At 72.8% G+C, this 20,513-nt stretch carries 17 protein-coding genes; 15 read left to right on the plus strand and 2 right to left on the minus strand.

Going from position 1 to position 20,513, the window contains the following annotated elements; all coding sequences use genetic code 11:
* Window positions 1-96 precede the first annotated feature (96 nt).
* The 5 genes from K8Z61_RS05565 to mshC all read left to right on the plus strand — a co-directional run bounded on the left by K8Z61_RS05565 (window position 97) and on the right by mshC (window position 4,927).
* Entirely contained in the window at window positions 97-1,317 is a 1,221-nt protein-coding gene (locus K8Z61_RS05565; RefSeq protein ID WP_224127264.1) for an FAD-dependent oxidoreductase, read from the plus strand.
* 159 nt (window positions 1,318-1,476) lie between these two features.
* A complete protein-coding gene (locus K8Z61_RS05570; RefSeq protein ID WP_224127265.1) occupies window positions 1,477-2,211 on the plus strand; it encodes a histidine phosphatase family protein in 735 nt (244 codons plus the stop codon).
* Window positions 2,212-2,242: 31 nt separating this feature from the next.
* On the plus strand, window positions 2,243-2,812 hold the full coding sequence (locus K8Z61_RS05575; RefSeq protein WP_224127267.1) for a DUF3090 domain-containing protein: 570 nt from the start codon (window positions 2,243-2,245) through the stop codon (window positions 2,810-2,812).
* Entirely contained in the window at window positions 2,802-3,596 is a 795-nt protein-coding gene (locus K8Z61_RS05580; protein WP_224127269.1) for an SCO1664 family protein, read from the plus strand. Before K8Z61_RS05575 ends, K8Z61_RS05580 begins: the two co-directional genes overlap by 11 nt.
* Window positions 3,597-3,688: 92 nt before the next feature.
* The gene (gene mshC, locus K8Z61_RS05585; protein ID WP_224127271.1) at window positions 3,689-4,927 is read left to right on the plus strand and encodes a cysteine--1-D-myo-inosityl 2-amino-2-deoxy-alpha-D-glucopyranoside ligase; all 1,239 of its coding nucleotides are present in this window, start codon (window positions 3,689-3,691) and stop codon (window positions 4,925-4,927) included.
* A gap of 18 nt (window positions 4,928-4,945) precedes the next feature.
* Here mshC and K8Z61_RS05590 read toward each other — a convergent pair whose 3' ends face one another.
* On the minus strand, window positions 4,946-5,794 hold the full coding sequence (locus K8Z61_RS05590) for a PAC2 family protein (protein ID WP_224127273.1): 849 nt from the start codon (window positions 5,792-5,794) through the stop codon (window positions 4,946-4,948).
* Between the two features lie 195 nt (window positions 5,795-5,989).
* Here K8Z61_RS05590 and metH point away from each other — a divergent pair, with 195 nt between their 5' ends.
* Both metH and K8Z61_RS05600 read left to right on the plus strand, forming a co-directional pair.
* Window positions 5,990-9,679 (plus strand): methionine synthase, encoded by a 3,690-nt coding sequence (gene metH, locus K8Z61_RS05595; protein ID WP_374227912.1) that lies wholly within the window; start codon window positions 5,990-5,992, stop codon window positions 9,677-9,679.
* The gene (locus K8Z61_RS05600) at window positions 9,672-10,355 is read left to right on the plus strand and encodes an HAD family phosphatase (protein WP_224127277.1); all 684 of its coding nucleotides are present in this window, start codon (window positions 9,672-9,674) and stop codon (window positions 10,353-10,355) included. Before metH ends, K8Z61_RS05600 begins: the two co-directional genes overlap by 8 nt.
* On the opposite strand, the gene K8Z61_RS05605 is transcribed toward K8Z61_RS05600, so the two are convergent.
* Window positions 10,344-11,234, minus strand: a complete 891-nt coding sequence (locus K8Z61_RS05605) for a PD-(D/E)XK nuclease family protein (RefSeq protein ID WP_224127279.1) — start codon at window positions 11,232-11,234, stop codon at window positions 10,344-10,346. The genes K8Z61_RS05600 and K8Z61_RS05605 overlap by 12 nt on opposite strands.
* Window positions 11,235-11,327: 93 nt before the next feature.
* On the opposite strand from K8Z61_RS05605, the gene K8Z61_RS05610 reads away from it, so the two are divergent.
* The 8 genes from K8Z61_RS05610 to pafA all read left to right on the plus strand — a co-directional run bounded on the left by K8Z61_RS05610 (window position 11,328) and on the right by pafA (window position 20,470).
* Window positions 11,328-12,479, plus strand: a complete 1,152-nt coding sequence (locus tag K8Z61_RS05610) for a site-2 protease family protein (protein ID WP_224127280.1) — start codon at window positions 11,328-11,330, stop codon at window positions 12,477-12,479.
* 73 nt (window positions 12,480-12,552) lie between these two features.
* Window positions 12,553-13,593: a tRNA (adenine-N1)-methyltransferase gene (locus tag K8Z61_RS05615; RefSeq protein WP_224127281.1), complete on the plus strand. Its 1,041-nt coding sequence runs from the start codon at window positions 12,553-12,555 to the stop codon at window positions 13,591-13,593.
* Between the two features lie 75 nt (window positions 13,594-13,668).
* Window positions 13,669-15,423, plus strand: a complete 1,755-nt coding sequence (arc, locus tag K8Z61_RS05620; protein ID WP_224127283.1) for a proteasome ATPase — start codon at window positions 13,669-13,671, stop codon at window positions 15,421-15,423.
* Between the two features lie 353 nt (window positions 15,424-15,776).
* Window positions 15,777-17,288 (plus strand): depupylase/deamidase Dop, encoded by a 1,512-nt coding sequence (dop, locus tag K8Z61_RS05625; RefSeq protein WP_263430415.1) that lies wholly within the window; start codon window positions 15,777-15,779, stop codon window positions 17,286-17,288.
* A gap of 37 nt (window positions 17,289-17,325) precedes the next feature.
* Window positions 17,326-17,523, plus strand: a complete 198-nt coding sequence (locus K8Z61_RS05630; protein WP_224127284.1) for a ubiquitin-like protein Pup — start codon at window positions 17,326-17,328, stop codon at window positions 17,521-17,523.
* On the plus strand, window positions 17,520-18,395 hold the full coding sequence (prcB, locus tag K8Z61_RS05635) for a proteasome subunit beta (protein WP_224127286.1): 876 nt from the start codon (window positions 17,520-17,522) through the stop codon (window positions 18,393-18,395). Before K8Z61_RS05630 ends, prcB begins: the two co-directional genes overlap by 4 nt.
* The gene (prcA, locus tag K8Z61_RS05640; RefSeq protein WP_224127288.1) at window positions 18,392-19,099 is read left to right on the plus strand and encodes a proteasome subunit alpha; all 708 of its coding nucleotides are present in this window, start codon (window positions 18,392-18,394) and stop codon (window positions 19,097-19,099) included. The genes prcB and prcA overlap by 4 nt, the downstream gene beginning before the upstream one ends.
* 9 nt (window positions 19,100-19,108) lie before the next feature.
* Window positions 19,109-20,470, plus strand: a complete 1,362-nt coding sequence (pafA, locus tag K8Z61_RS05645) for a Pup--protein ligase (RefSeq protein ID WP_224127290.1) — start codon at window positions 19,109-19,111, stop codon at window positions 20,468-20,470.
* Window positions 20,471-20,513: the final 43 nt, after the last annotated feature.

The following is a 20,513-nucleotide window of genomic DNA, read 5'->3' on the forward strand; positions in this document are numbered from 1 at the left end:
CGCGGCCCGCCCTTTCGGTGGTGTCCGCCCCCGGTGCGCGGGTCAGGCTGAGGAGGTCCCACCCCGTCCCATCCGTCGAGCCCTCGGAGGCACCCCGTGTCCAGCGACACCCGCGAGACCAGCGACATCCGCCAGCACGACTTCCTGATCATCGGCGCCGGCATGGCCGCGCACGCGGCGGCCGTGGGCATCCGGGCGCAGGGCGCCACCGGGTCGATCGCGATCCTCGGAGCCGAGGCCGACGGACCGGTCGAGCGGCCCGCCCTGAGCAAGGACCTCTGGAGCGGCGACGACGCCGAGGGCACGTCCGCGCTGAAGGACACCGCCGGCGAGACCGGCGCGAGCCTCGTCCTGGGCGACGCCGCCGCGTCGATCGACGTCGAGGCCCGCACCGTCACCACCGAGTCCGGCGCCGTGCACGGCTACGGCGAGCTGCTCGTCGCCACCGGCGGCGTGCCCCGCACCCTCGACGGCCTGGACGAGGGGGAGCGGGTCATCGCCTACCGCTCCCTCGACGACTACCGCCGCCTGCGCGCCCTCGCCACCGCCACCCCGGCGCCGAGGATCGCGGTCGTCGGAGCCGGCTTCGTGGGCACAGAGATCGCGGCCTCGCTGAGCCGCACCGACGCCGACGTCGTCCTCGTGCACCCGGGCGCCCGGGTGGCCGACCACGTGCTGCCCGACGAGCTCGCGACCGAGCTCGAGCGCGAGCTCACCGAGCACGACGTCGACCTGCACGGCGGCGCCGAGGTGTCCCGCGGGGAGGTCCGCCTCGACGGCGTGACGCTGCACCTCGACGACGACACGTCGGTGGACGCCGACGTCGTCGTGATCGGCCTGGGCGTGCGCCCGGCGACCCGCTTCGTCGAGGGCGTGCTCGACCTCGCCGACGACGGCGGGATCGTGGTCGACGAGCACCTGCGCACCAGTGCCCCGCACGTCTGGGCCGCGGGCGACGTCGCCCAGTACCCCGACCCGATCCTCGGTCTTACCCGCGTCGAGCACGTCGACGCGGCGACCACCCAGGGCGAGGCGGCCGGACGGGCGATGGCCGGCGGCACGGAGCCCTACGCCCACACGCCGATCTTCTGGTCCGACGTCCGCGACCTCGGCTACGAGGCCGTCGGCACCCTCTCGACCCGGCTGCAGACCGTCGTCGACCCCGTGGGCGACGGCACCGTCGTCTACTACCTCGACGACGACGCGGTGCGCGGCGTGCTGCTCTGGAACGTCTGGGAGCAGACCGACGCCGCCAAGGAGGTCCTCGCCGGCCCGCGTCCCGCCGATCCCGCCGAGCTGCGCGGTCGCATCGGCTGACCGCCCGGTCGCCGATCAGGGCAGGCAGAACTGGTCGCCGGCAGGCGAAGTTTCGCCTGCCGGCGACCGGTTTCCCCGGGCGCCCGGGGAAACCGACGCACCGCCGCCACCACCCGATCGGGCCCGGACGCCGTGGAGCCCGCACCTACGCTGGCCGCCATGGCAACGGTCATCCTGGTGCGGCACGGTCGCACCACCGCGAACGCCTCCGGCGTGCTGGCCGGGCGCACGCCGGGCGTCCGACTCGACGAGGTCGGCCGCGGTCAGGCCGAGCGCGCCGGTCGGCGCCTCGCGGGGGTGCCGATCGCCGAGGTCGTCTGCTCGCCGCTCGAGCGGTGCCGGCAGACGGCCCGCCTGGTCCTCGCCCAGCGCGAGGGCGAGGCGCCCCCGATCCGCACCGAGAAGGGCGTCTCGGAATGCGACTACGGCGACTGGCAGGGCCGCCCGCTCAAGGAGCTCGCCAAGGAGCCGCTGTGGCGCACCGTCCAGGCCCAGCCCTCGGCGGTGGTGTTCCCGGGCGGCGAGGCGATGACCACCATGCAGTCGCGGTCGGTGGCGGCCGTCCGCGGGCACGACGCCCGGATCGCCGCCGAGCACGGTGCCGACGCCGTGTGGATCGCGGTGAGCCACGGCGACATCATCAAGTCGATCCTCGCCGACGCCCTCGGCATGCACCTCGACCTCTTCCAGCGGATCAACGTCGATCCCGCGTCCATCTCGGTCGTCCGCTACGGCGAGAGCCGCCCGACGGTGCTGGCCACCAACACCCACGAGGGCGATCTCGCCTGGCTGGCCCCGCCGCCGCGCAAGCGCGGACGCCGTCCCCGCCGGGTCGCCGACGACGCCGCGGTCGGCGGAGGAGCCGGCCCGACCGCCCCGGAGGACGCCTCGTGAGCGTCCCGCACCTGCGTGAGAGGGTTGCCCCATGCCTCTGATCCACGGCTTCGACCCGCCCGAGCGGTTCGTCACCGGGACCGTCGGCCCCCCGGGAGGACGCACGTTCTTCCTCCAGGCCCGTGAGGGCGGCCGCCTGGTCAGCGTCGCCCTGGAGAAGCAGCAGGTCGCGGCGCTCGCCGAGCGCGTCGACGAGCTGCTCGACGAGGTGATGAACAGCCAGACGACCACCGTCGTTCCGGCGCTCGCGCCCCGCGCGCTCGACGACAACGGCCCCCTCGACCAGCCGATCGAGGAGGAGTTCCGCGCCGGCACCATGACGCTGGCCTGGGACGCCGGCGCCGAGCGGGTCGTCATCGAGGTCTTCCCGTTCGTCGAGGCCACCGTGGTCGGCCCCGAGGGCGACGACGAGGTCGAGGAGCCCGAGCCCGAGCAGCTGCTGGTCGTGCGGCTCGAGCCGGGTCAGGCCCGGGCGTTCGTCCAGCGCACCGCGCGGGTGCTCGACGCCGGGCGCCCGACCTGCCCGTTCTGCGCCGAGCCGATCGACCCGGAGGGCCACCTGTGCGTGCGCGCCAACGGGTTCAAGCGGCGTGACCCCTGACCTGCGCGCCGACGACCCGGCCGTGGGGCCGCTGCTCGACGGCGACCTCGTGCTCGACGGCCGGGTGATGCCGGCGTCCAACGCCACGTTCGTCGGCCACGTCAGCGGCTCCGGCGTGCGCATCGTCTACAAGCCGGTGCAGGGGGAGCGGCCGCTCTGGGACTTCCCCGGCGCGGTGCTCGCTCACCGCGAGGAGGCCGCGTACCTCGTCTCCCGGGTCTTCGGTGGCGACCTCGTGCCGCCGACCGTCGTCCGGGAGGGTCCGCACGGTCCCGGCATGGTGCAGCGCTGGTGCGAGACCGACCCCGACCAGGAGGCCGTCACGCTGGTCCCCGACGGCGCCGTGCCGCCCGGCTACCTCCACGTCTTCGACGGTCTGGACGCCGACGAGCGGCCGATCGCGCTGGTGCACGAGGACACCGCGGTGCTGCGCCGGATGGCGGTTCTCGACGTCGTCATCAACAACGCCGACCGCAAGGGCGGGCACGTGCTGGAGATGCCCGACGGCCACCGGCACGGCGTCGACCACGGCATCGCCTTCCACGCCGAGCACAAGCTGCGCACGGTGCTGTGGGGCTGGGCCGGGCAGCCGCTGACCGACGACGAGCTGGCGGCGGTGGGCGCGGTGCGCGGCGCGCTCGGCGGCGATCTCGGCCAGCGCCTGGTCGGGCTGCTCGACGCGCTCGAGATCGACTGCCTCGCGCGCCGCTGCGATCGCTTGCTGGCCGCAGGGGTCCTGCCGCAGCCGCGCGACTGGCCGGCCATCCCCTGGCCGCCGTTCTGACGCTGGCCGGAGGCCTCGCGTCGCCGCCGCGGCGCGCGGCGACCGGCCCTCCCGGATCGGCCGCGGGGCGAGCCCCGGCTAGGCTGCCGGGCATGCGTGCGTGGACTGCTCCCGAGGTGCCCACCCTGACGGTCGCCGGCCCTCCGGTCGTCCTCCACGACACGCCGACCGGCGGCCCGGTCACCACCGCTCCGCAGGGTCCGGCCCGGCTCTACGTCTGCGGCATCACGCCCTACGACGCCACCCACATCGGGCACGCCAACACCTACGTCGCCTTCGACCTGCTGCAGCGCGCGTGGCGCAGCGCCGGCCACGAGGTGCGCTACGTCCAGAACGTCACCGACGTCGACGACCCGCTGCTCGAGCGGGCCGAGAAGGTGCACGTGGAGTGGACCGAGCTGGCCGAGCGCGAGACCGAGCTGTTCCGCCAGGACATGGAGGCGCTGCGCGTCCTGCCGCCGGAGGCCTACGTCGGCGCCGTCGAGTCGATCCCGCTGGTCATCTCCCTGATCGAGCGGCTCGACGCGGCGGGCGCGATCTACCGGGTCGACGACGACCTCTACTTCTCCGCGGCCGCCGACCCCGCCTTCGGCGAGGAGTCGCGGCTCTCGCGCGAGGAGATGCTGACGATCTTCCCCCAGCGCGGCGGCGACCCCGACCGTCCCGGCAAGCGCGACCCGCTCGACCCGCTGGTCTGGCGAGCCGAGCGCGAGGGCGAGCCGTCGTGGCCGAGCCCCTTCGGTCCCGGGCGCCCGGGCTGGCACATCGAGTGCGCCGCGATCGCCCGCGAGCACCTCGGAGGGGCCTTCGACGTGCAGGGCGGCGGCAGCGATCTCGTTTTCCCGCACCACGAGATGTGCGCGGGCCACGCGCAGGTGGCCGAGCCGGGCGTCGCGTTCGCGCGGGCCTACGCGCACGCCGGCATGGTGGCCTACGACGGCGAGAAGATGTCGAAGTCCAAGGGCAACCTGGTGTTCGTCTCCGCGCTGCGCAACTCCGACGTCGACCCGATGGCGATCCGGCTGACCCTGCTGCGCCACCACTACCGCAGCGACTGGGAGTGGACCGACGCGCAGCTCTTCGACGCCGTCGACACCCTCGTCGACTGGCGCCGCGCCCTCGCGCTCGGCTCGGGCGCGGCCTCCGCCCCCGTCGTCGAGGGCGTGCTCGCCGCGCTGGCCGACGACCTCGACGCGCCACGCGCGGTCGCGCTCGTCGACGCCTGGGTGCGTGCGACGCTCGGCACCGACGGGCTCGCCGACACCTCCGACCCCGACGCCTCGCTCACCATCGCTCGGCTCCTGGACGCCGCGCTCGGCCTGGCACTGTAGATCCGGCCCGGCGGTGGGTCAGTCGCCCTCCTGCCGACGCTTGAGGTAGCGCTCGAACTCGCGGGCGATCGCCTCGCCGGAGGCCTCCGGCAGGTCGGCGGTGTCGCGCGACTCCTCCAGGGAGCGCACGTACTCGGCGACGTCCTCGTCCTCCTCGGCCAGCTCGTCGACGCCCCGCTCCCACGCGCGGGCGTCCTCGGGCAGGTCGCCGAGCGGGATCGACACCTCCAGGAGGTCCTCGATCTGGCCGATCAGCGCGAGCGTGGCCTTCGGGCACGGCGGCTGGGCGACGTAGTGCGGCACCGCCGCCCAGTAGGAGACGGCCGGGATGTCCAGGCGCGAGCAGGCGTCCTGCAGCACGCCGACGATGCCGGTGGGCCCCTCGTAGGACGAGTGCTCGAGCTTGAGCCGCTCGACGAGCTCGGGCTCGGTGGCGGTGCCGTTGATCGGGATCGGGCGCGTGTGCGGGGTGTCGGCCAGCAGCGCGCCCAGGGTGACGACGAGCTCGGAGCCGAGGTCGTCGCAGGCCGCCAGGATCTCGGCGCAGAACTGCCGCCACCGCATGTTCGGCTCGATGCCGCGCACGAGGATGATGTCGCGGCCGAGGTCCGGGGGAGAGGCCACCGCGATCTGCGTGCTGGGCCACGTGATGCGCCGGTGACCGTGCTCGTCGGTGCCGATGTGCGGGCGGTTGACCTGGAAGTCGTAGAACTCCTCGGGATCGATCGCCCCGACCACGCGCGCGTCCCAGACCGTCATGAGGTGGTCGATCACGCCTGAGGCGGCGTCGGCGGCGTCGTTCCAGCCCTCGAAGGCGGCGATGACGATGGGGTCGACGAGGTCCTGGGCGTGCTCGAGCTCGATCACCCGGTCAGCCTAGTCGGGGTCGCGATTTCGCTCGGGTGTTCGGGCGGTGTCACGATCTGGGAAAGCAGTCCAGCCCTCGGACACGGGGTCCGTACCGTGGAGGGTGGACCGGCAGGCGCCGGTCCGGAAGGAGTCCCCGTGTCGATCGCCCCCCTCGCCGCGACGCCGACCTGGCGTCCGGACGCCACCGACGCCCTGACCGCCGCCCTCGAGCAGCGGATCTTGGTGATCGACGGCGCGATGGGCACCGCGATCCAGCGCGACCGGCCCGACGAGGCCGGCTACCGCGGCGAGCGGTTCGCCGACCACCCCAGCGACCTGGTCGGCAACAACGACCTGCTCACGCTCACCCAGCCGCAGATCATCGCCGACATCCACCGCGAGTACCTCGAGGCCGGCGCGGACCTGATCGAGACCAACACCTTCAACGCCAACGCCGTCTCCCTGGCCGACTACGGCCTGGAGGAGCTCGCCTACGAGCTCAACCTCGAGTCCGCGCGCCTGGCCCGACGCATGGCCGACGCCGTGGCCACGCCCGAGCGTCCCCGCTACGTGGCCGGCGCGCTCGGCCCGACGACCCGCACCGCCTCGATCTCCCCCGACGTCAACGACCCCGGGGCCCGCAACGTCAGCTGGGACGAGCTCGTCGAGGCCTACGGCGTGGCGGCCCGCGGCCTGGTCGACGGCGGCGCCGACCTGCTGATCATCGAGACGATCTTCGACACCCTCAACGCCAAGGCCGCGATCTTCGCCGTCGAGACCCTCTTCGAGGAGACCGGCCGCCGCTGGCCGGTGATCATCTCGGGCACCATCACCGACGCGTCCGGCCGCACCCTCTCGGGCCAGGTCACCGAGGCGTTCTGGAACTCGGTGCGGCACGCACGCCCCCTGGCGATCGGCCTGAACTGCGCGCTCGGCGCCCGCGAGATGCGCCCCTACGTCGCCGAGCTGTCCCGCATCGCCGACACCTTCGTCTCCTGCTATCCCAACGCCGGCCTCCCGAACGCCTTCGGCGAGTACGACGAGGCCGCCGAGGAGACCGCGGCGATCGTCGGGGAGTTCGCCGACGCCGGGCTGGTCAACATCGTCGGCGGCTGCTGCGGCACCACCCCGGCGCACATCGGCGCGATCGCCCGTCGGGTCGAGGGCGTCGCGCGCCGCGAGGTGCCCACCGTCGAGCCGGCGATGCGGCTGGCCGGCCTCGAGCCGTTCACCGTCGGCGCCGACTCGCTGTTCGTCAACGTCGGCGAGCGCACCAACATCACCGGCTCGGCCCGCTTCCGCAACCTCATCCGTGACGGCGACTACGACACCGCGCTCTCCGTCGCCGCCCAGCAGGTCGAGAACGGCGCGCAGGTCATCGACGTCAACATGGACGAGGGCATGATCGACGGCGTCGCGGCGATGGACCGCTTCCTCAAGCTGGTCGCCGCCGAGCCCGACATCAGCCGCGTCCCGCTGATGGTCGACTCCTCCAAGTGGGAGGTCATCGAGGCCGGCCTGAAGACCGTGCAGGGCAAGCCGATCGTCAACTCGATCTCGCTGAAGGAGGGCGAGGACGCCTTCCGCGCCCACGCCCGCCTGTGCCGCAAGTACGGCGCCGCGGCCGTCGTAATGGCCTTCGACGAGGACGGACAGGCCGACAACCTGCAGCGGCGCATCGCGATCTGCAGCCGCGCGTACCGGATCCTCACCGAGGAGGTCGGGTTCCCGGCCGAGGACATCGTCTTCGACCCCAACGTCTTCGCGGTGGCCACGGGCATCGAGGAGCACGCGTCGTACGGCCTGGACTTCATCGAGGCCACGCGATGGATCAAGGAGAACCTGCCGGGGGCGAAGGTCTCCGGCGGCATCTCGAACGTCTCGTTCTCGTTCCGCGGCAACAACCCGGTGCGCGAGGCGATCCACGCCGTCTTCCTGTTCCACGCGATCCGCGCCGGGCTCTCGATGGGCATCGTCAACGCGGGCGCGCTCGCGGTCTACGACGAGGTCGACCCCGAGCTGCGCGAGCGCATCGAGGACGTCGTCCTCGACCGTCGGCCCGACGCCGCGGAGCGGCTGCTGGAGATCGCCGAGCAGCACAACGCCTCGTCCGGGCCGGTCGAGGCCACCGCGGAGGAGTGGCGCTCGAAGCCGGTCGAGGAGCGCATCACCCACGCCCTGGTGAAGGGCATCGACGCGCACGTCGAGGCCGACACCGAGGAGCTGCGGGCGCTCATCGCCGCGCGCGGCGGACGCCCGATCGAGGTGATCGAGGGCCCGCTCATGCAGGGCATGGACGTCGTCGGCGACCTCTTCGGCGCCGGCAAGATGTTCCTGCCCCAGGTGGTGAAGTCCGCGCGGGTGATGAAGAAGGCCGTCGCCTACCTCATCCCGTTCATCGAGCAGGAGAAGCTCGACAACCCGGCGCTGGCCACCGCCAAGGACACCAACGGCACGATCGTGATGGCCACGGTCAAGGGCGACGTGCACGACATCGGCAAGAACATCGTCGGCGTGGTGCTGCAGTGCAACAACTTCGAGGTCATCGATCTCGGCGTCATGGTGCCGCCGCAGAAGATCCTCGACACCGCGCAGGAGGTCGGCGCCGACATCATCGGCCTCTCGGGCCTGATCACGCCCTCGCTCGACGAGATGGTCACGATCGCCACCGAGATGCAGCGCCTCGGCCTGGAGATCCCCCTGCTGATCGGCGGTGCGACGACCTCGCGCGCCCACACGGCCGTCAAGGTCGCGCCCCGCTACGACGGCCCCGTCGTGTGGGTCAAGGACGCGTCGCGGTCGGTGCCCACCGCCGCGGCCCTGCTGCACCCCGAGAAGCGCGTCGAGCTGCTCGCGGACGTCGCCGACGACTACGCCGGGCTGCGGGCCCGGCACGCGGCGAAGTCCGACCGGCCGCAGCTCTCGCTCGAGGCTGCCCGGGCGAACGCCACGCCGGTCGACTGGACGGCCTACGCCCCGCCCACCCCGCGGCAGCAGGGCGTGCACGTGCTCGCCGACTACGACCTCGCCGAGCTGCGCGAGTACATCGACTGGCAGCCGTTCTTCAACGCCTGGGAGATGAAGGGACGCTTCCCCGACATCCTCAACAGCCCGACCGCCGGCGAGGCCGCGCGCCGGCTCTACGACGACGCCCAGGCGATGCTCGACACGATCGTCGCCGAGCGGTGGATCGAGGCGCGCGGCGTCTACGGCTTCTTCCCGGCCGCCGCCCGCGGCGACGACGTCGTACTCTACGCCGACGTCGAGCGCTCGGCCGAGCGCACCGTGCTGCACCACCTGCGCCAGCAGGGCCAGCACCGCGACGGCATCCCCAACCGCTCGCTGGCCGACTACGTCGCCCCCGAGGACGCCGGCCTGGTCGACCACGTCGGGGCGTTCGCCGTCACGGCCGGTCTCGGCCTGCCCGAGCGCGTCGAGGCCTTCAAGGCCGCGCACGACGACTACTCGGCGATCCTGCTGGAGTCCCTGGCCGACCGCCTGGCCGAGGCGTTCGCCGAGCGGCTGCACCAGCGGGTCCGCACCGAGTTCTGGGGGCACGTGCCGCACGAGCAGCTCAGCAACGAGGACCTCATCGCCGAGAAGTACACCGGCATCCGGCCAGCGCCCGGCTACCCGGCGTGCCCCGACCACACCGAGAAGCTGACGCTGTGGGAGCTGCTGGACGTCGAGGCGGCCACGGGCATCACGCTCACCGAGTCGATGGCCATGTGGCCGGGCGCGTCGGTCTCCGGCTTCTACTTCAGCCACCCGCAGGCGCAGTACTTCGTCGTCGGCCGGCTCGGACGCGACCAGGTCGCCGACTACGCCGAGCGCAAGGGCTGGAGCCTCCAGGAGGCCGAGCGCTGGCTCTCCCCGAGCCTCGGCTACGACCCCGATGACTGAGCCGGCGCCCACAGCACCGGCGGCGGTCCTGTGGGACATGGACGGCACGCTGGTCGACACCGAGCCGTACTGGATCGCCACGGAGTTCGCCCTCGCCGAGCGGCACGGCGCCACCTGGAGCCACGAGCACGCCCTGAACCTCGTCGGCAACGACCTGCTGGCGTCCGGGCGCTACATCCGTGCGCACATGGGCCTGGACCTCACGCCGGAGGAGATCGTCGAGGAGCTGCTCGACGGCGTCGTGGCCCGCGTCCGCGAGGCCGTCCCGTGGCGGCCGGGAGCCCGCGAGCTCCTCGCCGCGCTGCGCGTCGACGAGACCCCCTGCGCGCTGGTGACGATGTCGTGGACCCGGTTCGTCGACCCGATCGTCGAGCAGCTCCCCGCGGGCACCTTCGCCGCGATCGTCACCGGGGACGCCGTGACCCGGGGCAAGCCCGACCCCGAGCCGTACCTCCTCGCCGCCGAGCGGCTCGGCGTCGACCCGGAGTCGTGCGTGGCGATCGAGGACTCCCCGCCGGGGGCGACGAGCGCAGCGGCCGCCGGCTGCGGCGTACTCGTCGTGCCGCACCACGTGCCCGTGCCGCCGGGGGAGCGTCGCGTGTTCCGCGACAGCCTCGAGGGCGTCGGGACGGCCGACCTGGCGCAGGTGCTGCGCGAGGCCGCCTCAGCCGTCTGAGGTCGCGACGTCCGGCTCGTCGGGAGCCTCCGGCCCGCCGTCCTGCGGCAGCGGAGGAGGCGTGCCGCCGAACGCCGGGCACAGCGCCTGGTGCGCGCACCAGCCGCACAGTCGCGACGGGCTCGGACGCCAGTCGCCCGACGCGCGGGCCAGGCTGATCGCCGCCCAGACGGCCTCGACCTTGCGCTCGGTGGCGCGCAGGTCGTGCTCGTCGGGCTCGTACCGCACGACCGTGCCGTCGCCGAGGTACACCAGCTGGAGCATCGCGGGGACGACGCCGGTGGTGCGCCACAGCACGAGCGCGTAGAAGCGCATCTGGAACAGCGCACCCGCCTCGAACCCCGGCCCGGGGGCACGGCCGGTCTTGTAGTCGACCACTCGCACGGCGCCGTCGGGAGCGACGTCGAGCCGGTCGATGAACCCGCGCAGCAGGAGGCCGCTGTCGAGGACGGCCTCGACGTAGTGCTCCCGCTCCGCCGGCTCCAGCCGGGTGGGGTCCTCCAGGGTGAACCAGCGGGCCAGCACCGTCGAGCAGCTGCGCAGCCAGCGCGCCTCCTGCTCCGGGGCGGCGCCGTCGAACAGCCCGGCGAGCTCGGGGCGCTCGGCGCGCACCCGCTCCCAGGCCGCGGCGAGCATGCCGTCGGCGACCTCGGGCGTGCGCTCGGCGGCCGGCCGCTCGAAGAGGTCCTCCAGCACCTTGTGGACGACGGTGCCGCGGGCGGCGTCCGGCGACGGCGGCTCGGGCAGCCGATCGATGCTGCGGAAGCGGTACAGCAGCGGACACGCGAGGAAGTCGCCGGCCCGGCTGGGGGAGAGGGCCCCGACGACCCGCTCGCCGTCGACGGGCGTCGAGAGGCGGTCGGCGGGGCTGGTGGTCACGGGCGGCACGCTAGCCGTCGCCACCGACGCTCCGGTCCTGCGGGGCCAGGACCGCGGGACGGTCGCGGTGGGCCGCTCGGATAGCCTCGTCGCGTGCCCTCCTCGCCGCCCGCCCCGCCCCGGGCTCCTCGCCCGCCGGGCACGATCCGCATCGGATCCGTCGCCGGCAGCGACGTCCTGGTCTCCTCCTCGTGGTTCCTGGTCGCGGGCCTGATCGCGGTCGTCATGGCGCCGCAGGCCGAGCAGGTCCAGCCGGGGCTGGGCGCCTGGAGCTACCTCGCCGGAGCGCTCTTCGCCGTGGTGCTCTACGGCTCGGTGCTCCTCCACGAGGCCGCCCACGCGCTGGTCGCCAAGGCCTTCGGCCTGCCGGTCTCCTCCATCACGCTGCACTTCCTCGGCGGCATGACCGCGATCGACAAGGAGGCGCGTCGCCCGCGCGAGGAGTTCCTCATCGCGGTCGTCGGCCCGCTGACCTCGCTCGCCGTCGGCGTCGGGGCCCTCGCGGCCGTGCTCGTCGTGCCGGGCGGCCTGCTCGAGCTGGTGCTGGAGGGGCTCGCCGGCGCCAACCTGCTCGTCGGCGTGCTCAACCTCGTCCCGGGCCTCCCGCTCGACGGCGGACGCGTGCTGAAGTCCGCCGTCTGGGGCGCGTCGGGCGACGTCCACCGCGGCACCATCGTGGCCGCCTGGGGCGGCCGGGTGGCCGCGGTGCTCGCGCTCCTGTGGCCGGTCTTCCTCGAGCGGGTGCTCGACTCGCCCACCTCGCTGCTCGACCTCGCGCTCGCGGTGCTGGTCGCCGGCTTCCTCTGGGCCGGCGCCACCGCGGCCCTGCGCAGCGCCCGGCTGCGTCAGCGCCTGCCCCGTCTGGCCGCGCGCGACCTCGCCCGACGCACCTTCGTGGCCGACTCCGACCTCCCGCTCGCCGAGGCCGTCCGGCGGGCCCGCGAGGCCCAGGCCGGCGGCATCGTCACGGTCGGCTCCGACGGACGCCTCGAGGGCATCGTCAACGAGGCCGCGCTGCTCGCGGTGCCCGAGGACCGCCGCGCCTGGGTCGCGACCGCCACGGTGGCCCGCCGACTCGAGCCCGGGCTGGTGCTCCCCGCGCGGCTGCGCGGCGAGGAGCTCGTCACGGCGCTGACCTCGGCGCCGGCTGCGGAGTACGTGCTGCTCGACGACGCCGGTCAGGTCTACGGCCTGCTCGTCGCGCGCGACGTCGACCGCGCGTTCCGCGAGGTCCTGGCCCGCTGAGCCAGGCCGGCGGTCCGGTCCGACGTCTCGCGGATTCCGCGGCCGCCCCGCCCGCTGACTAGGCTCGCCGTCCATGAGCAGCGCCTCCGACCCCGTGGAGCCCGCCCCGCCCGTCGAGCTCGGCGACGTCCCCCCGGAGGCCTGGTCCGGTGTGCACCGCGGCCCGCTGCGGGCCGGCGAGTGGATCCGCCTGGTCGACGCGAAGGGGCGCAAGCACAACTTCGCGCTCACACCCGGCAAGCGCTTCTTCTCCAACCGCGGCCACCTCGAGCACGACGAGCTGATCGGCTGCGAGGAGGGCTTCACCGTCCAGAGCTCCGGCGGCGCGGAGTACCTCGTGTTCCGGCCGCTGCTCTCGGAGTTCGTCGTCTCGATGCCGCGGGGCGCCGCGGTCGTCTACCCCAAGGACGCCGCGCAGATCGTGGCGCTGGCCGACGTCTTCCCGGGAGCCCGCGTCGTCGAGGCCGGCGTCGGCTCTGGCGCGCTGACCTGCTCGCTGCTGCGTGCGGTCGGCCCCTACGGCCGGGTGTCCTCCTTCGAGCGCCGCGAGGAGTTCGCGGAGGTGGCCCGCCGCAACGTCGACCAGTTCTTCGGCGTGCCCGAGGGCGCCGCCCACCCGTCGTGGACCCTCACCCTCGGCGACCTCGCCGAGGCGCTGCCGGCGTCGGGGGAGCGCGCCGACCGGATCATCCTCGACATGCTGGCGCCGTGGGAGTGCCTCGGGGCCGCCGCGGACGCCCTCGTGCCCGGCGGCATCGTCTGCGCGTACGTCGCGACCACGACCCAGCTCTCCCGGTTCGTCGAGACCGTGCGGGTGCACGGCGGCTTCACCGAGCCGCACGCGTGGGAGTCGCTCGTCCGCGACTGGCACGTGGAGGGCCTCGCGGTGCGCCCGGGCCACAAGATGATCGGCCACACCGCCTTCCTGGTCACCGCCCGACGCCTGGCGCCCGGCGCCCGCCCGCCGCGCCGCACCCGTCGCCCGGCCCCGGGCGCCTACGGCGTCGACTACACCGGCCCGCGGCCCGCCGACGTCGCCCACGAGGGCCCCGAGGTCGAGCTCGACGCGCCGGCGTCGAGCACCGGCCCCGACGGCGACGCGACCGAATCGTGACGCACGAGTTGGGCTCGGCGGGCTCCCGCGCGTAGGGGCCCACGGGTAGGGTCGAGAGACACAGGAGGTGCGCTCATGACCACATCTGCTCAGCCCGGCGGTCCCGTCGACCGCAGTCCCGAGGAGCTCCGCGACCAGGTGCGCTTCCTCGAGGGCGAGATCGCCGACCTGCGGCGCCGTCTCACCGCGGCGCCCGGATCGGCCCGCTCCCTCGAGCTCAAGCTAGCCGACACGCAGCGCTCGCTGGCGGCGCTGACGTCGCAGAACGAGCGGCTCGCGCAGACCCTGCGGGACGCCCGCGACCAGATCATGAAGCTGAAGGAGGAGGTCGACCGGCTCGCGCAGCCGCCGGCCGGCTTCGGCACCTTCCTGCAGCGCAACGAGGACGACACCGTCGACGTCTTCACCGGCGGCCGCAAGCTGCGCGTGAGCGTCAGCCCGGCCGTCGAGCTCGACGGCCTGCAGCGCGGCCAGGAGGTCATGCTCAACGAGGCGCTCAACGTCGTCGCGGCGCTGGAGTTCGAGCGCACCGGAGAGGTCGTCTCGGTCAAGGAGGTCATGGCCGACGGCGAGCGAGCGCTGATCCTCTCCGGCGCCGACGAGGAGCGGGTCGTCCGACTCGCCGAGCCGCTGTTCGACGAGGTCATCCGCGCCGGCGACTCCCTGCTGCTCGACAGCCGCTCGGGCTACGTCTACGAGAAGGTGCCGAAGTCCGAGGTCGAGGAGCTCGTCCTCGAGGAGGTGCCCGACATCGCCTACGACGCGATCGGCGGTCTGGGCAACCAGATCGAGCTCATCCAGGACGCCGTCGAGCTGCCCTACCTGCACCCCGAGCTGTTCGCCGAGCACGAGCTCAAGCCGCCCAAGGGCATCCTGCTCTACGGCCCGCCGGGCTGCGGCAAGACGCTGATCGCCAAGGCGGTGGCCAACTCGCTGGCCAAGAAGGTCGCCGCGCGCACCGGGCAGGAGGGCAAGTCCTACTTCCTCAACATCAAGGGCCCCGAGCTGCTCAACAAGTACGTCGGCGAGACCGAGCGCCACATCCGGCTGGTCTTCCAGCGGGCGCGCGAGAAGGCGTCCACCGGCACGCCCGTCATCGTGTTCTTCGACGAGATGGACTCCCTGTTCCGCACCCGCGGGTCCGGCGTGTCCTCCGACGTCGAGAACACGATCGTCCCGCAGCTGCTCAGCGAGATCGACGGCGTGGAGCTGCTCGAGAACGTCCTGGTCATCGGCGCGTCCAACCGCGAGGACATGATCGACCCCGCGATCCTGCGGCCGGGCCGTCTCGACGTGAAGATCAAGATCGAGCGGCCCGACGCCGAGTCGGCCCGCGACATCTTCTCCAAGTACCTCACCTCGACGCTGCCGCTGCACGCCGACGACGTCGCCGAGTTCGGCGGCGACCGCCAGGCGTGCGTCGACGGCATGATCCGGGCGACCGTCGAGCGCATGTACAACGAGACCGAGGAGAACCGCTTCCTCGAGGTCACCTACGCCAACGGCGACAAGGAGGTCCTGTACTTCAAGGACTTCAACTCCGGCGCGATGATCCAGAACATCGTCGACCGCGCGAAGAAGATGGCGATCAAGGACCTCCTCGAGCACGAGCAGCGCGGCATCCGCGTCAGCCACCTGCTGCAGGCCTGCGTCGACGAGTTCAAGGAGAACGAGGACCTGCCGAACACGACGAACCCCGACGACTGGGCCCGCATCTCCGGCAAGAAGGGCGAGCGGATCGTCTTCATCCGCACCCTCATCACCGGCAAGCAGGGCACCGAGCCGGGCCGCTCGATCGACACCGTCTCGAACACCGGTCAGTACCTCTAGGGCCGCACCCCGACCGACCGCGTCCCCGCCCCGGGTCTACCGTGGGCGGGGGCGCGGTCGTCGCGTCCGGGGAAGGAGCTGACCATGGGCGTCATCGAGGTCGTCATCGGCGCGGGCGCGGTCATCGCGGTCGCCACCTGGGTCTTCGGACGCGGCGTCGGCCGCGACCTCGACTGAGCCCGCTCACCCTCCTGAGCGTGTGGGGAGCGCGACGACGGGCAGGACTCACGCATGCTGAAGCTGCTGATCCTCATCGTCGTCGTCGTCGCCGTCATCTACCTGGCCCGCATGCTCATGGCCCGTCGCTGACGGGCCGCCGTCCGCCGCACCGCGCGTCCCCGTAGGCTCGAGCCATGTCGGTGCGGCGGATCATGGGCACAGAGGTCGAGTACGGCATCGCCGTCCAGGGGCAGCCGCTGGCGAACCCGATGGTTGCCTCGTCCCAGATCGTCAACGCCTACGCCACCGCGACGCTCACCGCGCGTCGTGCGCGCTGGGACTTCGAGGAGGAGTCGCCCCTCCGGGATGCCCGGGGCTTCGACATGGCCCGCCAGGTCGCCGACCCGTCGCAGCTGACGGACGAGGACCTCGGCCTGGCCAACGTCATCCTCACCAACGGCGCCCGGCTCTACGTCGACCACGCGCACCCGGAGTTCTCGACGCCGGAGGTGCTCACGCCGCTCGACATCGTGCGGTTCGACAAGGCCGGCGAGCAGGTCATGCTCGACGCCGCCCGGCGGGCCGCCACGCTGCCGGGCGGCGCGCCGATCGTGCTCTACAAGAACAACACCGACAACAAGGGCGCCTCCTACGGCGCGCACGAGAACTACCTGATGCGCCGCTCGACGCCCTTCGCCGAGATCGTCAGCCACCTGACCCCGTTCTTCGTCACCCGCCAGGTGTTCTGCGGCGCCGGCCGCGTCGGCCTCGGCCAGGACGGTCGCGAGCACGGCTACCAGATCAGCCAGCGCGCCGACTTCTTCGAGGTCGAGGTGGGGCTCGAGACCACGCTGAAGCGGCCGATCATCAACACCCGCGACGAGCCGCACGCCGACCCGCAGCGGTTCCGGCGGCTCCACGTGATCATCGGCGACGCGAACCTCGCCGAGGTCTCCACCTACCTCAAGGTCGGCACCACGGCGCTCGTCCTCGCCATGATCGAAGATCGCTTCCTCACCACCGACCTCTCCCTCGAGGGCCCGGTCGCGGCGCTCCGGGCGGTCTCCCACGACCCGACGCTGCGCCAGACCGTCACGCTGCGCGACGGCCGGACCATCACCGCCCTGGACCTGCAGGGGGAGTACCTGACGCGGGCCCGCGCCTACGTCGAGCAGCGCGTCGAGGACGTCGACGACCAGACCCGCGACGTGCTCGACCGCTGGGAGTCCGTGCTCGAGCGGCTGGCGCGCGACCCGATGCTCTGCGCCCGCGAGCTCGACTGGGTCGCGAAGCTGCAGATCCTCCAGCGCTACCGCGACCGCGACGGCCTGGACTGGGACGACGCGAAGCTGCAGGCCGTCGACCTCCAGTACGCCGACATCCGCCCCGAGAAGGGGCTCTACCAGCGCCTCGTCGCCTCCGGCCGGATCGAGCGCCTCCTCGACGACGCCGAGGTCGACGCCGCCATGCACGAGCCGCCCGAGGACACCCGGGCCTACTTCCGGGGCCGGTGCCTGGAGAAGTACGCCGACGCGGTCGCGGCGGCGTCGTGGGACTCCGTCATCTTCGACCTGCCCGGACGCGAGTCGCTGCAGCGCATCCCGACGATCGACCCGCTGCGCGGCACCAAGGCGCACGTCGGCGCGCTCATCGACGGGGCCGACACCGCCCAGCAGCTCTTCCACCGGCTCACCCGCGGCGCGTAGCCCGTCGTCGCTTCCCCGGCAGCGCTAGGGTCGGGGCATGGCACAGGAGCAGAAGCAGCCGCGCCGGTCCGGCGAGACCGAGGAGACCACCCAGGACCTCCCCGAGACCGACGTCGCGGAGCGCAAGGAGGCGCTCGACAGCGACGTCGACGACCTCCTCGACGAGATCGACGACGTCCTGGAGACCAACGCGGAGGACTTCGTGAAGTCCTTCATCCAGAAGGGCGGCGAATGAGCGAGGCCCGCCTGCCGGCCGCCTTCCTGCGCTCCGGCACGTCGTCGTTCGCCGAGTTCCTCGCCGATCACGCGCCCGACCTGCTGCCCACCCGTCGCCTCGCCGGCTCCGCGCCGCTCGCCGACGACGCCGCGCCCCACGGCACGACCATCGTCGCGCTGACCTTCCCCGGCGGCGTCCTGATCGCCGGCGATCGGCGCGCCACCATGGGCAACCTGATCGCCTCGCGCGACATCGAGAAGATCTACGCCACCGACGAGTACTCCGCGGGCGGCTTCGCCGGCACGGCCGGCATCGCGGTGGAGCTGATGCGGCTCTTCCAGGTCGAGCTCGAACACTACGAGAAGATCGAGGGCACGGTCCTCTCCTTCGACGGCAAGGCGAACCGGCTCTCGGCGCTCATCCGCAACAACCTCGGCATGGCCATGCAGGGCATGGCGGTCGTGCCCCTGCTGGTCGGCTACGACGTCGACGCGCGCCGCGGCCGGATGTTCAGCTACGACGTCACCGGCGGGCGCTACGAGGAGACCGGGTACCACTCGGTCGGCTCCGGCTCGCTGTTTGCCAAGGGCTCGCTGAAGAAGCTCTACCGCCCCGACCTCGACGAGGACGAGGCCACGCGCGTGGCCATCGAGGCGCTCTACGACGCCGCCGACGACGACTCCGCCACCGGCGGGCCCGACGTCAGCCGACGGCTCTACCCGATCGTCCACGTCATCACCGCCGAGGGCGGCCGCCGGCTCTCCGAGCAGACCGTCGCCGAGGTCGCCACCCGGGTGGTCGCGAGCCGGCTCGGCCAGCCCAACGGCCCGATCGCCTCGCTCGCGTCCCCGTCCGTCGCCGGCGAGATCCCCGGAGGTGACCCCGCATGAGCATGCCGTTCTACGTCTCGCCCGAGCAGCTGATGAAGGATCGGGCCGACTTCGCCCGCAAGGGCATCGCCCGCGGCCGCTCGGTCGTCGCCGTGCAGTACGCCGACGGCATCCTCTTCGCCTCCGAGAACCCCTCGCAGGCGCTGCACAAGGTCTCCGAGCTCTACGACCGCATCGCCTTCGCGGCGGTCGGGCGCTACAACGAGTTCGAGAACCTCCGCATCGCGGGCGTCCGGCTCGCCGACATGCGCGGGTACTCCTACGACCGCCGCGACGTCACCGGCCGCGCGCTGGCCAACGCCTACGCCCAGACCCTGGGCGCGGTGTTCTCCAGCGGCGGCGAGAAGCCGTTCGAGGTCGAGCTCTTCGTCGGCGAGATCGGCGACACCGCCGCCGACGACCAGATCTACCGCCTCACCTACGACGGCCAGGTGGCCGACGTCCACCAGTACGCCGTCATGGGCGGCGCGGCGGAGTCGGTGGCGACGTACCTGCAGGAGCGCTACGCCGAGGGGGCGAGCCTGGGCGACGCCCTCGCGCTGGCCGTCGCGGCGCTGGGCCACACCGACGCCGAGGACCGCTCCATCGCGGTCGACGCCCTCGAGGTGGCCGTGCTCGACCGCACCCGACCGCAGCGCCGCAAGTTCTCGCGGCTCAGCCCGGCGCGGCTCGAATCGCTCCTCGGCTCACCGTCGGCACCGTAAGGTCGATCCATGGACCGCCGGATCTTCGGGATCGAGAACGAGTACGGCGTCACGTGCACCTTCAAGGGGCAGCGACGGCTCAGCCCCGACGAGGTCGCGCGCTACCTCTTCCGCAAGGTGGTCAGCTGGGGTCGCTCCAGCAACGTCTTCCTGCGCAACGGCTCGCGGCTCTACCTCGACGTCGGCAGCCACCCCGAGTACGCCACGCCCGAGTGCGACGACGTCGTCGAGCTCGTCACCCACGACAAGGCGGGCGAGCGGCTGCTCGAGGGGCTGATGGTCGACGCCGAGCAGCGGCTGCACGACGAGGGCATCGCCGGCGAGATCTACCTGTTCAAGAACAACACCGACTCCGCCGGCAACTCCTACGGCTGCCACGAGAACTACCTGGTCAGCCGGGCAGGCGAGTTCAGCCGGCTCGCCGACGTGCTGATCCCGTTCCTCGTGACCCGCCAGATCATCGTCGGGGCCGGCAAGGTCACGCAGACGCCGCGGGGCGCGTCGTACAGCGTCAGCCAGCGCGCCGAGCACATCTGGGAGGGGGTCTCCTCGGCCACCACCCGCAGCCGTCCGATCATCAACACCCGCGACGAGCCGCACGCCGACGCGGAGCGGTACCGCCGCCTGCACGTCATCGTCGGCGACTCCAACATGTCGGAGACCACGACGCTGCTGAAGGTCGCGACCTGCGACCTCGTGCTGCGGATGATCGAGGAGGGCGTCGTCATGCGCGACCTCACCCTCGAGAACCCCATCCGCGCGATCCGCGACATCTCCAGCGACGTCACCGGCCGCCGCAAGGTGCGCCTGGCCAACGGCCGCGAGGCCAGCGCCCTGGACATCCAGCACGAGTACCTCGGCAAGGCGCGGGAGTTCGTCGACCGCCGCGAGCTGCGCACCCCGGTCATCGACCGGGCCCTCGACCTGTGGGAGCGCGGGCTCAAGGCCGTGGAGTCCGACGACCTCGGCCTCGTCGACACCGAGATCGACTGGGTGATCAAGTGGAAGCTGATCGACGCCTACCGAGCCCGGCACGGCCTCCCGCTGGGCCACCCGCGGATCGCCCAGCTCGACCTCGCCTACCACGACATCCGCCGCGAGCGCGGGCTCTACTACCTGCTCGAGAAGCGCGGCAAGGTCGCCCGGGTCACCACCGACCTCAAGGTGTTCGAGGCCAAGTCCGTGCCCCCGCAGACCACCCGTGCCCGGCTGCGCGGCGAGTTCATCCGGCACGCGCAGGAGCGGCGCCGCGACTTCACCGTCGACTGGGTGCACCTGAAGCTCAACGACCAGGCGCAGCGCACCGTCCTGTGCAAGGACCCCTTCCGCGCCCACGACGAGCGCGTCCAGCGGCTGATCGACGGCATGTGACCCGTGTGGCGCCGCGGCGGGCCGACGCTCGGTGCGTCCGACG

The organism is Nocardioides sp. TRM66260-LWL, assembly GCF_020075545.1.
Taxonomy (GTDB): Bacteria; Actinomycetota; Actinomycetes; order Propionibacteriales; family Nocardioidaceae; genus Nocardioides.

Coding starts and splice junctions, on each gene's coding strand:
- K8Z61_RS05570 (WP_224127265.1), top strand. CDS start 1,477: ATGGCAACGGTCATCCTGGTGCGGCACGGTCGCACCACCGCGAACGCC.
- K8Z61_RS05575 (WP_224127267.1), top strand. CDS start 2,243: ATGCCTCTGATCCACGGCTTCGACCCGCCCGAGCGGTTCGTCACCGGG.
- mshC (WP_224127271.1), top strand. CDS start 3,689: ATGCGTGCGTGGACTGCTCCCGAGGTGCCCACCCTGACGGTCGCCGGC.
- K8Z61_RS05600 (WP_224127277.1), top strand. CDS start 9,672: ATGACTGAGCCGGCGCCCACAGCACCGGCGGCGGTCCTGTGGGACATG.
- K8Z61_RS05615 (WP_224127281.1), top strand. CDS start 12,553: ATGAGCAGCGCCTCCGACCCCGTGGAGCCCGCCCCGCCCGTCGAGCTC.
- arc (WP_224127283.1), top strand. CDS start 13,669: ATGACCACATCTGCTCAGCCCGGCGGTCCCGTCGACCGCAGTCCCGAG.
- dop (WP_263430415.1), top strand. CDS start 15,777: ATGTCGGTGCGGCGGATCATGGGCACAGAGGTCGAGTACGGCATCGCC.
- K8Z61_RS05630 (WP_224127284.1), top strand. CDS start 17,326: ATGGCACAGGAGCAGAAGCAGCCGCGCCGGTCCGGCGAGACCGAGGAG.
- prcB (WP_224127286.1), top strand. CDS start 17,520: ATGAGCGAGGCCCGCCTGCCGGCCGCCTTCCTGCGCTCCGGCACGTCG.
- prcA (WP_224127288.1), top strand. CDS start 18,392: ATGAGCATGCCGTTCTACGTCTCGCCCGAGCAGCTGATGAAGGATCGG.
- pafA (WP_224127290.1), top strand. CDS start 19,109: ATGGACCGCCGGATCTTCGGGATCGAGAACGAGTACGGCGTCACGTGC.